Annotated in this window: 13 protein-coding genes; 9 read left to right on the top strand and 4 right to left on the bottom strand. The window is 41.8% G+C overall.

Annotation, left to right across the window (positions count from 1 at the left end; translation table 11 throughout):
- Positions 1-148: 148 nt before the first annotated feature.
- Positions 149-895, bottom strand: coding sequence for an RsfA family transcriptional regulator (locus tag K8L98_RS24075; protein ID WP_223438693.1), 747 nt, complete (start codon positions 893-895; stop codon positions 149-151).
- Between the two features lie 386 nt (positions 896-1,281).
- Here K8L98_RS24075 and K8L98_RS24070 point away from each other — a divergent pair, with 386 nt between their 5' ends.
- From K8L98_RS24070 to K8L98_RS24060, 3 genes are all read left to right on the top strand, one after another.
- The gene (locus tag K8L98_RS24070; protein ID WP_223438692.1) at positions 1,282-1,506 is read left to right on the top strand and encodes a YuzB family protein; all 225 of its coding nucleotides are present in this window, start codon (positions 1,282-1,284) and stop codon (positions 1,504-1,506) included.
- Between the two features lie 124 nt (positions 1,507-1,630).
- Positions 1,631-2,935: an HD domain-containing protein gene (locus K8L98_RS24065; RefSeq protein ID WP_223443751.1), complete on the top strand. Its 1,305-nt coding sequence runs from the start codon at positions 1,631-1,633 to the stop codon at positions 2,933-2,935.
- A gap of 45 nt (positions 2,936-2,980) precedes the next feature.
- Positions 2,981-3,487: a YwgA family protein gene (locus tag K8L98_RS24060; RefSeq protein ID WP_223438691.1), complete on the top strand. Its 507-nt coding sequence runs from the start codon at positions 2,981-2,983 to the stop codon at positions 3,485-3,487.
- A gap of 409 nt (positions 3,488-3,896) precedes the next feature.
- Here K8L98_RS24060 and K8L98_RS24055 read toward each other — a convergent pair whose 3' ends face one another.
- Positions 3,897-4,085: a 2-hydroxymuconate tautomerase gene (locus K8L98_RS24055; protein ID WP_101567289.1), complete on the bottom strand. Its 189-nt coding sequence runs from the start codon at positions 4,083-4,085 to the stop codon at positions 3,897-3,899.
- 95 nt (positions 4,086-4,180) lie between these two features.
- Between K8L98_RS24055 and K8L98_RS24050 the strand changes: the two genes are divergently transcribed.
- Complete coding sequence (locus tag K8L98_RS24050) at positions 4,181-4,846, top strand: site-2 protease family protein (protein ID WP_223438690.1); 666 nt, start codon at positions 4,181-4,183, stop codon at positions 4,844-4,846.
- A 12-nt stretch (positions 4,847-4,858) separates the two neighbouring features.
- Entirely contained in the window at positions 4,859-5,374 is a 516-nt protein-coding gene (locus K8L98_RS24045) for a YwhD family protein (RefSeq protein WP_223438689.1), read from the top strand.
- 191 nt (positions 5,375-5,565) lie between these two features.
- Here K8L98_RS24045 and K8L98_RS24040 read toward each other — a convergent pair whose 3' ends face one another.
- Positions 5,566-7,638, bottom strand: coding sequence for a transglycosylase domain-containing protein (locus tag K8L98_RS24040; RefSeq protein ID WP_223443750.1), 2,073 nt, complete (start codon positions 7,636-7,638; stop codon positions 5,566-5,568).
- A 336-nt stretch (positions 7,639-7,974) separates the two neighbouring features.
- Here K8L98_RS24040 and speE point away from each other — a divergent pair, with 336 nt between their 5' ends.
- The 4 genes from speE to argS all read left to right on the top strand — a co-directional run bounded on the left by speE (position 7,975) and on the right by argS (position 11,983).
- Positions 7,975-8,805 (top strand): spermidine synthase, encoded by an 831-nt coding sequence (gene speE, locus K8L98_RS24035; RefSeq protein WP_223438688.1) that lies wholly within the window; start codon positions 7,975-7,977, stop codon positions 8,803-8,805.
- A 15-nt stretch (positions 8,806-8,820) separates the two neighbouring features.
- The gene (gene speB / locus K8L98_RS24030; protein WP_223438687.1) at positions 8,821-9,702 is read left to right on the top strand and encodes an agmatinase; all 882 of its coding nucleotides are present in this window, start codon (positions 8,821-8,823) and stop codon (positions 9,700-9,702) included.
- Between the two features lie 182 nt (positions 9,703-9,884).
- The gene (locus K8L98_RS24025; protein WP_223438686.1) at positions 9,885-10,316 is read left to right on the top strand and encodes a YwiB family protein; all 432 of its coding nucleotides are present in this window, start codon (positions 9,885-9,887) and stop codon (positions 10,314-10,316) included.
- On the top strand, positions 10,313-11,983 hold the full coding sequence (gene argS / locus K8L98_RS24020; protein WP_223438685.1) for an arginine--tRNA ligase: 1,671 nt from the start codon (positions 10,313-10,315) through the stop codon (positions 11,981-11,983). Before K8L98_RS24025 ends, argS begins: the two co-directional genes overlap by 4 nt.
- A 2,050-nt stretch (positions 11,984-14,033) precedes the next feature.
- Here argS and uvsE read toward each other — a convergent pair.
- Complete coding sequence (gene uvsE / locus K8L98_RS24015) at positions 14,034-14,990, bottom strand: UV DNA damage repair endonuclease UvsE (protein ID WP_223438684.1); 957 nt, start codon at positions 14,988-14,990, stop codon at positions 14,034-14,036.
- Position 14,991 lies beyond the last annotated feature (1 nt).

Here is a 14,991-nt window from a genome sequence, read left to right as displayed (position 1 = left end):
CTTAGCAGTATAAAGTTTTGCGCTTCTATGTCTAGCTCCATCACCTAACTCCTAGGCCAGAACAAAATCCCCCAAAAAGTCGAATCGGACTTTTTCGGGGGATTTTGTTCTGTCTGTCGAAGCTGACTTGCTGCTTCCATTTTTCGCACTATTCGGCAAGCTTTTCAAGATTGCCGTTGCGGTCCATTTTAAACTTCGTAGCCGGACGCTCTTCTTCCTCAAATAAAACTAGTTTTCTTGCACGATTCATAATCTTCATTAATGTTTCATAATCTTCTTGAACCATAACAGTATCCTGTTCAAGCTGAGAAACCTTTACAGCCAGATCCTGATTGCGTCTGGATAGCTCATAGTTTTCACGTTTCAATCTCTCATTCTCAAGTTTTAAGGCATTTACATGTTCATTGTTTGAAGAATAAGATTCTAAAAATGCGACAACCTGGTTCATTGTAAGATCTGCAGATGCGGCAGGTGTTCTCCGAGCTGTATATGGAATTTCATAAGATTCTTCTTTATAAACCTCTTCTTTGTAGACAGGATGAGTCACTGCAGGCAGTTCCTCATTATCAATCTCAAAAGATTCAGCTTCTGTCATTTCCGGTGCTGCTTCTGATTCCTGCGGAGAATAAAGCAATTGTTTTTTGGCAGGCTGACCCTTGCCGGTTGCTCTCATCTTTTGTTTGCGCTGTTTTTTTGCAAGCTGAAGCGCTTTTTCATAGTTATGTCTGACTACTGCATTCCAGCGGAAACCGCAGGCAGCTGATGTGCGATTGAGTTTGTCTCCAACTTCTTCAAATGCGTTTAGCTGTGTGCTTCCTTCGCGAACGTGGCGGAGCACGGTTTCAGCCAATAATAAATCATCTTCTTCTGACCAGGCATCTTGTCTTTGCTTCATGGTCTCAACTCCCTTTTTTAAGTTTTAGAAACTATAAAATATTGCGTTTTGATGTCTAGCTTCAGCGCCTTCAAGTCCTTGGCCGGAACGGCTCTGCCAAAAAAGTCAAACCCGGACTTTTCTGCCGGACCTTTATCTGCCTGCCGGAGCGGGGCTTTGCGCTTGCGCTTTTCTTAGATAGATAGTTGTGTATTTTCTTGTTATCATTTTGACCAGAAACTCTGGGCTTTATACAAAAACTTTACAAGGATACTAGATTTTCTTTATTTTTACATTTGTCTATAATGAGAAGTTATTTCCCCCGGCTTGCAATGAGGGTCGATTAACGGTAAAATACCAAATAGTGTTTGAACGTGATTCAATAGAAGGAAAGGGTTGTAAATAAGGTGGCAAATGAATTCAGAATATGCGACGATTGCCAGGCAACCAATATTAAGACGTTGCTCCCCCGCCTGAAAAAGGTTGATCCCGAAGCGAAAATTGATATCGGGTGCCAATCTTACTGCGGTCCGGGAAGAAAAAAATCGTTTGCATTTGTAAATAATCGTCCGCTCTCAGCACCAAACGAGGACGAATTAATGGTTAAGATCGAAACAAAAATCAGTAAATAATATCACCATTGGCTTATCATGCAGTGGTGATTTTTTTATCCGGCTGATTCCTTTAAAAAATGGTTGTTTGCATCAAAAAAGAATCGATATAATGGAAACAAGTCAAGATGGAAGAGGGAAAGCGATGGCCTATCGGAGCGGGAAGTTATCTGAGGAAAAAGTATTTAAAGATCCTGTTCACAGATACATTCATGTACGGGACAAGCTGATCTGGGATTTAATCGGAACGAAAGAATTTCAAAGACTCCGCAGGATCCGTCAATTAGGGACGACCTATTTAGTCTTTCACGGAGCAGAGCACAGCCGCTTTAATCATTCTTTAGGAGTCTATGAAATTGTACGGAGAATTGTAGACGATGTGTTTAAAGGGCGTCCTGAATGGAATGAGGATGACCGTCTGCTTTCGCTTTGTGCAGCACTGCTGCATGATCTCGGACATGGTCCGTTCTCGCATTCTTTTGAAAAAGTGTTTCATTTGGATCATGAAAAGTTCACGCGTGACATTCTTGTTGGAGAGACAGAAGTGAATGAGGTGCTAAGCCGCATGGGAGATGATTTTCCGAAGAAGGTATCGGAAGTCATTGCCAAAACGTATGAAAATAAACAGGTTGTAAGCCTTATTTCAAGCCAGATTGATGCTGACCGCATGGATTACCTGCAGCGGGATGCCTATTTTACAGGCGTCAGCTATGGTCATTTTGATATGGAGAGGATTCTCAGGGTCATGAGGCCCCGCGAGGATCAGGTCGTGATTAAGCAAAGCGGCATGCATGCAGTCGAGGATTACATTATGAGCCGTTACCAGATGTATTGGCAGGTGTACTTCCACCCGGTAACCCGCAGTGCAGAAGTAATTTTGACGAAAATCCTTCATCGTGCAAAACAGCTGCACAAAGACTATTACTCATTTAAGCAGGATCCCATTCACTTTTACTCCATTTTTGAAGATGAAGTGACAACTCAGGATTATCTGAAATTGGATGAATCAGTTGTTCTGTACTATTTTCAGCAGTGGCAGGAAGAGACAGATCCTATATTGAGAGATCTTTGCACAAGATTTATGAACCGGAATTTGTTTCAATATGCCGAGTTTAATCCGGCAGCCACAATGGAAATGAAAAAGCTGATGGAGCTTACGGCTCTCTTTAAAAAGGCAGGCATTGATCCTGACTATTATTTAGTTGTTGATTCATCTTCAGATCTTCCGTATGACTTCTATCGCCCGGGAGAGGAAGAGGAGAGGCTGCCGATTCATTTGCAGCTGCCGAATGGGGACCTGCGTGAGCTTTCCCGTCAGTCTGAAATAGTAGACGCGATATCCGGAAAACGCAGAACAGACCATAAGCTGTATTTTCCATTAGATCTCATTCAAGATATGTCAGCAAAACGAACGGCCAAGAAACGGATTTTGGAATTGTTAAACTTATAAAAAAAGAGAGATAGTGTGAAAATACAAGGTTAGGAGTGTTGGGGTTTGCTTAACGAACACGCAAAACTGATGAAGGTGTTCTCTTCATCAGGAGAAATCACCGGACGGAAAAAGCTTCAGAAAATGATCTATATCGCAAAAAAAATCAATCTTCCTTTTTATGAAAAGTATGACTTTCATTTTTACGGACCTTATTCGGAGGAGCTTACTCTCAGAATTGAAGAGCTGTGCAATTTGGGCTTTCTGAACGAAATGCATGAGAAAAAAGGCGGCTATTTTCAATACCGCTACTCCCTGACAGAAGCAGGCGAGGAATTTTTAACTCATTATGAGCTCGAGATGCCTCCTCTTAAAGAATGTATGGAGGACTTAAACAGCCAGTCAGCAAGATTCCTGGAGCTCGTATCTACGGTCCTTTTCTTTGACACTCTTGAAAAAGAAGAAGTGAAAGAGAAGGTATTTACCCTGAAGAGCAAGCAAAAATACACAGAAGAAGAAATTGAACAGGCGTATGCGTACATAGAGTCCATTCGCACGAAGGTTGTTCAATAAAAGAGTTCCCGCGGTCATATTTGGCTCCGGGATTTTTATTATGCCCAGGGAGGGTTAGCGGCTGGAAGAAGATGCTGCAGTTGAGATAACGAATTGGAACCTGAGCAGATTTGAATAGTCCTGTTCCTTATTTATAGCCTAAAATGACATTTTATTAGCTGATTTCCCAAGATTAATAGCGTAAATCTTATATTATTTAGCTAAAATCCGGAATCAATTAGCCAAGCAGATGAATTCATATTTGTGAATGTCGCTAATACTGAAGTTTTGTATCTATATTTGCCCCTTTCTGGCTGAAAACAAAGTTTAATTGCTGAAGCAAATCAAAAATTTTTAATATGGAATTTCTCTGCTCTTTAGAAATAAAAAACCGGCCCTCTCCAAAGAGGCCGGTCTTCCTTATATGTACTTAATCCTCGTCACTCAAACGCTTACCGTTCACAGCATAATGATTTTTGCTCATTTCCTCAATGAAAATCGCAATCTTTTCTGCAGGAGCACCTGTTGTTTCAGATACAGCAGCGGTTACTTTTTCGACTAGAGCTTTTTTTTGTTCCTCTGTACGGCCTTCAAGCATTTTTACCGTTACGTATGGCATGTTGATCTCTCCTTTTTCTATCGTAGTTGGATTCTTCTATAGTATACTTGATGGAGGATAGAATGTTTAGCGAAGCCGCTTGCAAAGGAGAATGATTGGTGGAGTTTTTGGCGTTTGATTTAGAGCTTATTCCGTATGTGGTGATTGTTTTGGCGCTTGCGTTTACGGTTCATGAATTTGCACATGCATATGTAGCATATAAATTTGGAGATCCGACTGCGAAGAATCAGGGGAGACTGACCCTGTCACCGTTTGCCCATCTTGATCCGATCGGTACACTGCTGATCTTCATTGCCGGTTTTGGCTGGGCGAAGCCAGTGCCTGTGAACCGGTTTTATTTCAAGAATCCGCGCCTTGCGGGTGTTCTCGTCTCTGTAGCAGGACCATTAAGCAATTTGGTCATCGCTTTTATTGGGCTTGCTGTTTGGTATATACTTTTAAGTACAGGTGCTTTATCTTCCTTGTCTTCAGGAATGGCGGAAGGCCTGCATCAGTTTTTCAACATTTTAATTTTCCTGAATATCACGCTGTTCATTTTTAATCTTTTTCCGTTTCCGCCGCTTGATGGATACCGGATTATTGAAGATTTGGCCCCGTCAGGAATCCGGGCAAAAATGACGCAGTTTGAAAGCTACGGCATGGTTGTCTTTTTAATTTTAGTGTTAACACCTTTGGATAAATACACAATACAGCCAGCTTTCTCTTATGGGACTGATATTGTTATGACTGTTTTTGAATCAATACTTAACCCGTTTTTCTAGGAGGTCATTTCTTTGGAACAAGATAAAAAGAAAAAAAAGATTGGTTTTAATATCATTAAAAGCGATCCGACGGACGGTCACGGCGGATACGGAGTCGGCGCACTCAGCCTCGATAACATTTCACCGGTTTTCGTTGATGTAACCGAAGGGGAAGCGTTTGTGGACATCGGTGCGATGCATGCCAGAAGTGTTGTTGAAAAAGGAATCAAGTTTCTTCCGAACAAAGAAGAGGTACCAAACGGAAAGCCGTTCTGGCTCGTATGGGTGACCATCGACCGCAAGCCTGAGGGACCTTATTATGCAGGTGTTACTGCATGTGAAATGACAGTAGACCGTGAAATCAGAAGAGGGTATAAATCACTTCCTGAGCATGTAAATAAAATGGATAAATCCTTAAAGCGCCACATTATGGTTGAGCATATGGATGATGCGTCAAAAGGTATATTAGTGAACTTCCTGAAAAACCATAATGCAGATATGTGGAAAAATTCCAGTCAGGAGCTAAAAGCAGGGCTCGGAGAAGCGTGACAATTCTGTGACGTTTATGTGAACAAATTGTCAAATTCTTGAGCTTTAAATCGCTTATTAGTAAACTGAACATAGCTTATAAAGCTAGGACACGAAAAACCCCGGACCGTATGAGGTCCGGGGTTTTTCATGTGGCTGACGAGAAATTGACAGAATGTCGAAAATAAATCACTTATATTCGCAAATAAATGTTAATCCCACCATCTCAAGACTTTCTTATACCATGTTTCATCCTGATTTTTAGGAGCTTTTGCAGGAGGCTCGCTCTGTTTTCCATGCTCCAGATGCTCAGTGCAGTACTCTGTCGGCTCAGTACCCCTTACAAAATAAGCAAATCGCTTAACCGGACAATCGTCTGATGCAAGCTTGCCTGTTTTAGGATTGATATAAACGCCAATCACGCCTTTAGGGGGATTAAATGCTTTAACTGATTGATCTTCCAGTGCTTCTTCCATAAAATCGGCCCATATTTGTTTGGCGTACCCTCTTTCAGCAACAAGATCAATCGTTTTGTCTTTATCATAGCCCGTCCAGATGCCCGCCACCAGCTGCGGAGCAAAGCCGATCATCCAGCTGTCAGCTTTTGTCGTTCCGGATTTCCCTGCATACTCGCGGGAGAGCTTCGGAATAATGGTGTGGCCTGTTACGGACGTATAATCATTCAATTGTTCATCAAACATGCCTGTCATCAAATGCGAGGTAACGAACGCCGCCTCTTTATTTAAGATTTGTTCTTGCTCTTTTTCATTCTGATAAATCACGTTTCCTTCTGCATCCTCAACCTTTTTAATAAAAGAAGGTTCAATCCTCTTGCCGCCATTTGCGAGCATTCCATAACCGTTCACCATTTCAGACAATCGCACTGGCGAGGTTCCAAGAGCAAGGGATGGCACATGTGATAATTTGCTTGTCACTCCGAAGCTTTTAGAGGTCTGAATCAGCTCATCCATTCCAAGATAAAGGTGAGTCTTAACGGCGAATATATTATCCGAAAGTGCTATTGCCTGAGCCAATGTAATGTCCCCGTTTGCATAATACCCGTTGTAATTGCCAGGTTTATAGCTTGATTTGCCGTCTTCAAACTTAAATGTGTAAGGTTCGCTCCTTAAAAGGGTAGAAGGGGTGAATCCTTTATTTACGGCAGCATAATACAGAAACGGTTTCATCGTTGAACCAGGCTGTCTTTTTGCCTGTGTTGCGCGATTAAACGTACTTTCTGCATAATCACGGCCGCCAACAAGAGCCTTCACGCTGCCGGTTTTTGGATCCATTGCCATGAACCCGACCTGGATGTCAGATGCATCATCAATGACATCTGCAATCTTTTCTTCAGCTATTTTCTGCATATCTGGATCTAAGGTAGTGAAAATTCTTAAACCCCGCGTTTCAATCGTTGTCTGATCTAGATTCAGCTTTTTTGACAGCTCATTCATAACCGCATCCTGAAAATAAGGAGCAATGTCTGCTGTTTTCACATCTTTCACAGAACGGTAGCTGAGCGCTTCATTATACGTCTGATCAGCTTCTTTTTGGCTGATTATTTTTTGATTCACCATCGTTTTCAAAATAAGACCCTGCCTGCTTTTTGCCCGCTCTTCATTTTCAAAGGGCGAATAAAGGCTTGGCGCTTTTGGAATACCTGCAAGCATGGTTGCTTCACTGATGGATAATTCACTTGCGGATTTGTCAAAATAATAATTGGCTGCAGCTTCTGCGCCGTAAGCGCCATGACCGTAATAAATCGTATTTAAATAGCCTTCTAGAATCTCCTCTTTGCTGTAATTCAGTTCAAGTCTGACAGTGTAGAACGCTTCTGTCAGCTTGCGTTTCCATGTTTTATCGTGAACCAAAAACAGGTTTCTCGCATATTGCTGGCTGATTGTGCTCGCTCCCTGAACCTTGGCCATTGCTTTTAAATCAGCAAGAGCAGCTCCTGCTATCCGTTTGTAGTCAAAGCCGTTGTGATCATAAAAATGACGGTCTTCTATCGCAACAGTAGCTTCAATTAAGGAAGGAGAAATCTCATCTAGATCAACCCAGTACCTTTTACCGCCGTGATGGGTCTTTCCCATCTCAGATCCATCATTTGCATACATAATAGAAGATTGCTGAACAGACAGGGAAGGAGCTCCCTGCCATTTCGCCGCAAGCAGAATCGCCGCAAGGACAATTGATGCTATGAAAAATAATATAAGGCCAATAAATATTGCCGCACGCACAGCTTTTATCGTGATTTTCAATCGTCTGGGTGTGATGATTTCCAATTTCTCCACCTCGTTTCCTCATCTGTTCTGTTTCTTTAAAAATTTAAGTGCAGTAGATCATGTCCTGCATTCTTGTTCAGCTCGAGCGCCTAACCAGCTGCGAAAAAGACAATTTTCCTCACGAGCTGGCCAAGGAGCTTTCGCTTTTCTTACCAGTATGAGAATTTCCAAGGTTTTTTAAACCTTCTCTATTAAAATTCTTCTTGCAATTTTGCTAGATTCATCTATACTTTTTCCTGAGGTTTTGAACTCGAATTTTGGCGAATTGTATTTGTTGATTAGGGTATAATCGTAATTAGGGCTTTAAGAAAATTGATATAGAAAGGAAGTTTTAAAATGGGAGGACATTGGTTTACAGAAAAGCAAACCGAGAATTTCGGCATCACGATCAAAATTAACCGCACTTTACATACAGAGCAAACTGAATTTCAAAAATTAGATATGGTAGAAACAGAGGAGTTCGGCAACATGCTGCTTTTAGACGGCATGGTTATGACTTCACAAAGAGACGAATTTGTTTATCATGAAATGGTAGCGCACGTTCCTTTATTTACACATCCAAATCCTGAAAACGTACTTGTAGTCGGAGGCGGAGACGGCGGAGTAATCCGTGAAATTATGAAGCACCCAAGCGTTAAGAAAGCAACACTTGTTGATATTGACGGCAAAGTAATCGAGTACTCTAAAAAGTACTTGCCTGAAATTGCAGGAGAGCTTGAAAACGAGCGCGTTGAAGTGAAGGTAGGCGACGGGTTCATGCATATTGCAAAGAGCGATAATGAGTATGATGTCATTATGGTTGACTCAACAGAGCCAGTTGGACCTGCTGTTAACCTATTCTCAAAAGGCTTCTATGCAGGCATTTCAAAAGCGTTAAAAGAAGATGGCATCTTTGTTGCCCAATCGGATAACCCTTGGTTTACGCCTGAGCTTATTCAAAACGTACAGCGTGATGTAAGAGAAATTTTCCCGATTACACGTTTATATACAGCAAACATCCCAACATATCCAAGCGGTCTTTGGACATTTACAATCGGTTCAAAAAAATATGATCCATTAGAAGTAAGCGAAGAGCGTTTCCATGAAATTGAAACAAAATATTATACAAAAGAGCTTCATAAAGCAGCGTTTGTCCTGCCTAAATTTGTAGCAGACTTAATCAAATAATTGGGAGGAAATACGATGCGTTTTGATGAAGCCTATTCAGGCAATGTTTTTATTAAAAGTCATCCAACATTTGAAGACAGTGAAGCTGTCCTTTATGGAATGCCGATGGACTGGACAGTCAGCTATCGCCCGGGTTCAAGATTCGGTCCAACCCGCATCCGCGAGGTTTCAATCGGTCTTGAGGAATACAGCGCGTATTTAGACCGCGAGCTTGAAGAAGTGAAGTATTTTGATGCAGGGGATATTCCGCTTCCATTCGGAAATCCGCAGCGAAGCCTTGATATGATCGAAGATTTCATTGATAAAGTTTTGGCAGAGGACAAGTTCCCGCTCGGTATGGGCGGGGAGCATCTTGTATCATGGCCTGTTATCAAAGCGATGTACAAGAAATACCCAGATCTTGCGATTATCCATATGGATGCACATACGGATTTGCGCGAAGAGTATGAAGGAGAGCCTCTTTCTCACTCAACGCCAATCCGCAAAGCCGCAAATCTGATTGGACCACCAAACGTTTACTCATTTGGTATTCGTTCCGGCATGAGGGAAGAATTCCAATGGGCAAAGGAAGCCGGCATGCACATCTCTAAGTTTGAAGTACTTGAGCCTTTAAAAGAAGTGCTGCCAAAGCTTGCAGGACGCCCTGTCTATGTAACAATTGATATTGATGTACTAGATCCGGCTCACGCACCCGGTACAGGTACGGTAGACGCTGGCGGTATTACATCAAGAGAATTGCTGGCATCCATCCATGCCATTGCAAACTCGGATATTCACGTAGTGGGCGCTGATCTTGTAGAGGTAGCTCCAATCTATGATAACTCTGAGCAGACGGCTAATACGGCAAGCAAATTGATTCGTGAAATGATTTTAGGTTGGGTGCAAAAGCGTCCTTAAATTTGAGGAGAAGCTCCAGGTTTGACTGGGGCTTTTTTCTTATATGGGAATATTTTCTTAAAAACGTATAAATAATATCAGAACGTCAACCATGAATACGACCTGCCATCCTATTGAACTTTTTCCATGAAATCTTTATACTAGATAAGTTAATAGCGGATACTTTAAAAGGATGTGTCAAAATGACAGTCAGTAAACCAGTTCAAATTATCGTGAAAACCGAGATCAGCCAGGGTGATGATTCAGAGAACCTGGAGCTTTTTACGAACGGTGAACACTATGTTAAAAATAACGCCTCCTATTTAAGCTATCACGAGGAACACGAGTACGGAAAAGTAAAAACCGTCGTTAAATTCAAAGACGACGAGGTTTTTATTATGAGGTCCGGATCCATCTCAATGAAGCAGCGCTTTATTGTAGGAACCGAAACGATCACGAATTATCAGACACAATTCGGACAGCTCCAGCTTGAAACCACTACTGCAGCGATTTCCGTCCGCACAATGGAAGGGAAATCAAACGGCATCATCAAAGTTGATTATGAATTGCAGATTGGCGAAGAAGATTCGCATTTACATACTTTACATATCATGTTTAGGGAGGAAAAAGGATGAACATCGTTGATCAAGTAAAAGAACGGTTAAAAGGTGAAATTAAAGCGTCAGTGCTTAAGGCAGGCCTGGCAGAAGAAAGTCAAATTCCGGATGCTATTCTTGAGCTGCCTAAGGATAAAGCCCATGGAGACTATTCCACAAATATGGCGATGCAGCTTGCACGCGTTGCTAAGAAAGCACCTCGCGCAATTGCAGAAGACATTGTTGCTTCGTTTGATAAAGGAAAAGCATCTATAGAAAAAATTGAAATCGCAGGACCAGGATTTATCAATTTTTATATGAACAACTCATACTTAACAGATCTTATCCCATCCATTCTTGAAGCTGGTGACTCTTATGGAGAGGTCAATATCGGCAATAAAGAGAAGCTTCAAGTTGAATTTGTATCTGCTAATCCGACTGGAACTTTGCATTTAGGACATGCGCGCGGCGCAGCAGTCGGCGACTCTCTTTGCAATATTCTTGAAAAAGCGGGCTATGATGTTTCACGTGAATACTACATCAATGATGCAGGAAACCAGATTAACAACCTTGCACTTTCAGTTGAAGCCCGTTATTTGCAGGCTCTCGGACAAGATGCAGCAATGCCTGAGGACGGCTATCATGGTCAGGATATCATCGAAATCGGCAAAAAGCTTGCTGATGAATTCGGCGATCGTTTTGCAAATGAAAGCAAAGAAGAGCGTCTTGGATTTTTCCGTGAATACGGATTGAAATTCGAGATGGATAAATTGAAAAGGGACCTGGAAGAATTCCGTGTACCATTTGATGTGTGGTATTCAGAAACTTCCCTTTACCATAACGGAAAAATTGATCAGGCTCTTCAAGTACTCCGTGAAAAAGGCCATATTTTCGAAGAAGATGGCGCAACATGGTTCCGTTCCACTGTGTTCGGAGACGACAAAGACCGTGTATTAATTAAAAATGACGGCTCTTACACGTATTTAACCCCGGATATCGCTTACCACAAAGATAAGCTTGACCGTGGATTTACGAAGCTGATCAACATTTGGGGAGCAGATCATCATGGCTACATCCCGCGCATGAAGGCTGCTATTGAAGCCCTTGGCTATGAAAAGGATACTCTTGAGGTTGAAATTATTCAGCTTGTTCACCTTTACAAAAACGGCGAGAAAATGAAAATGAGCAAACGTACAGGCAAAGCTGTTACAATGCGTGACCTGATGGAAGAAGTAGGTCTTGACGCTGTTCGTTATTTCTTCGCAATGAGAAGCGCTGACACACACATGGATTTTGATATGGACCTTGCTGCATCACAATCCAATGAAAATCCAGTTTTCTATGCACAGTATGCACATGCACGGATTGAAAGCATGCTGCGTCAAGGAGCAGAACAAGGATTATCTTATGACGCTGTTTTGAATTTCACAGATGTTTCATCTGAAAAAGAAATTGAACTGCTGAAAATACTCGGTGAATTCCCGCAGGCAGTGGCAGAAGCAGCAACAAAACGCATTCCGCATCGCATCACAAATTACGTGAATGATGTGGCATCTGCTCTGCACAGCTTCTATAATGCAGAAAAAGTACTGGATCCAGAAAATGAAGAGAAAAGTAAAGCGCGCTTGGCTCTAATGAGAGCAACGCAAATTACGCTGAAAAATTCACTTTCATTAATCGGTGTTTCTGCACCAGAAAAGATGTAATTTTGTAGGAACGGCCATTGGCCGTTCTTTTTTTGTTTTCTAGGTTGTGCGAGTTGGATGCCAGTTTCCGCGAGTTGAACCGTGATTCTTGCGAGTAGGAGAAGGATTTTTGCTAATTGAAAGGCGTTTTTTGCGAGTTGAGTGCTTTGGATCCGGGTCTGAGACCCAATGCAGCTGAATTTGTTTTATAAAGTTAGCTTATCTACGATAAAATAGCCAACGGCAGCTAGAAACAGGCATTTTTATGTAGTTTTTTCGTTTGAAATCGAGGTTTGAGAGTTGGATGATCTTTTCCGCGAGTTGAACCGAGATTCTTGCAAGTTGGAGAAGGGTTTTTGCTAATTGAAAGGCGTTTTTTGCGAGTTGAGTGCTTTTGAACCGGGTCTGAGACCCAATGCAGCTGGATTTCTCTTTATATAGTCAGCTGCATCTACGATAAAATAGCCAACGGCAGCTAGAAACAGGCATTTTTATGTAGTTTTTTCGTTTGAAATCGAGGTTTGCGGGTTGGATGATCTTTTTCGCGAGTTGAACCGTGATTCTTACAAGTTGGATAAGGGTTTTTGCTAATTGAAAGGCGTTTTTTGCGAGTTGAGTGCTTTGGATCCGGGTCTGAGACCCAATGCAGCTGAATTTCTCTTTATAAAGTCAGCTGCATCTACGATAAAATGGCCAACGGCAGCTAGAAACAGGCATTTTTATGTAGTTTTCTCGTTTGAAATTGAGGTTTGCGAGTTGGATGATCCTTTTCGCGAGTTGAACCGTGATTCTTGCAAGTTGGAGAAGGGTTTTTGCTAATTGAAAGGCGTTTTTTGCGAATTGAGTGCTTTGGAACCGGGTCTGAGACCCAATGCAGCTGAATTTTTCTTTATATAGTCAGCTGCATCTACGATAAAATGGCCAACGGCAGCTAGAAACAGGCATTTTTATGTAGTTTTTTCGTTTGAAATCGAGGTTTGCGAGTTGGATGATCTTTTTCGCGAGTTGAACCGTGATTCTTGCAAGTTGGATAAGGGTTTTTGCTAATTGAAAGGCGTTTTTTGCGAATTGAGTGCTTTGGAACCAGGTCTGAGACCCAATGCAGCTGAATTTTTCTTTATATAGTCAGCTGCATCTACGATAAAATAGCCAACGGCAGCTAGAAACAGGCATTTTTATGTAGTTTTTTCGTTTGAAATCGAGGTATGCGGGTTGGATGATCTTTTTCGCGAGTTGAACCGTGATTCTTACAAGTTGGATAAGGGTTTTTGCTAATTGAAAGGCGTTTTTTGCGAGTTGAGTGCTTTGGATCCGGGTCTGAGACCCAATGCAGCTGAATTTCTCTTTATAAAGTCAGCTGCATCTACGATAAAATAGCCAACGGCAGCTAGAAACAGGCATTTTTATGTAGTTTTCTCGTTTGAAATTGAGGTTTGCGAGTTGGATGATCTTTTTCGCGAGTTGAACCGTGATTCCTGCGAGTAGGAGAAGGGTTTTTGCTAATTGAAAGGCGTTTTTTGCGAATTGAGTGCTTTGGATCCGGGTCTGAGACCCAATGCAGCTGAATTTTTCTTTATATAGTCAGCTGCATCTACGATAAAATGGCCAACGGCAGCTAGAAACAGGCATTTTTATGTAGTTTTTTCGTTTGAAATCGAGGTTTGCGAGTTGGATGATCTTTTTCGCGAGTTGAACCGAGATTCCTGCGAGTAGGAGAAGGGTTTTTGCTAATAGAATGGCGTTTTTTGCGAGTTGAGTGCTTTGGAACCGGGTCTAAAACCCAATGCAGCTGAATTTTTCTTTATATAGTCAGCTGCATCTACGATAAAATAGCCAACGGCAGCTAGAAACAGGCATTTTTATGTAGTTTTTTCGTTTGAAATTGAGGTATGCGAGTTGGATGATCTTTTTCGCGAGTTGAACCGTGATTCCTGCGAGTAGAAGAAGGGTTTTTGCTAATAGAATGGCGTTTTTTGCGAGTTGGGTTTTATAGGACCGGGTTTCAAACCCAATACAATAAGTATTGGCTTTTCATAAAAACAGAATCACAGGGCAAAACCCTGTGATTCTGTTACCAATTGATTGAACCGCCGCTTAGCCGTTTTACCCCGCGAATAGCTGAAATCTCTTCAACAAGCTTCAAAACAGCTCGGTCCTTCTGCTTCGCCTCAATCATAAAATCACAATCCATTTCCATCTCCTTCAGCTTTTTCAGAAGGGGCATGATAAAATCCAGATCTACGTAATCAGCGTGGCTTCTGAATTCTTTTTCAGTCTTAGGGGAGGATATATGTATTTTTGGCTTGGCCCCTTTGCCTTTCCACGTTTTTTCAAATCTTACCAGCAGCTCTTCCAAATCATCTTCATCTAATTTGTTCGCGCAGTAGTGATGATAATCAAACATAAGCGGAATTCCTTCATTTTCACAAATGGCAAGCGTTTCAGATGCAGTATATGTTTTGTCGTCATTTTCAAGAGTCATCCGCTGCTTGATATCCTGTGGAAGCTTCTTTATATTGCTGTAAAACCGTTCTGTTGCTGTTTTTTTATCCCCATAGGCTCCGCCAACGTGAATATTGATATAACCTTCTTTTTCAAGTCCCATGCCTTTTAGCAGGTCATAATGGTACTGCATATCGATAACCGCATTCTCCGTAATATGAGGCTTGTCGCTTGTGAATAATGTAAACTGATTCGGATGAAAACTTGTTCTCAGGCTGTTTCTTCGTACAAGATCCCCGATTTCTTTTAAAATGTCCCGAAAAGGGGTGAGAAAATCCCATTTCACATCTGGATGAGTGGCAAGCGGAACCAGGGATGATGAGAAACGGTAAAGTTCGATTTGATGTGCGATATTGTAATGAATCATCCGCAGAGTATGCTCCAAATTCTGCTTTGTAACCGAATGGAGCGCTTCTATCCCAGCCTCTTCATCAAGCTTGGAATAGCGGGCAAACGTCAGTGATTTTGAAGGAGAGCAGTCCCACAAGTTTAATGCACTTGATACATATCCGAATCGAATGAACATA

This window comes from Metabacillus dongyingensis, assembly GCF_019933155.2.
Lineage (GTDB): Bacteria > Bacillota > Bacilli > Bacillales > Bacillaceae > Bacillus_P > Bacillus_P dongyingensis.
The sequence above is the reverse complement of the archived record's forward strand: the minus strand, read 5'-3'. Positions and strand labels throughout refer to the sequence as shown.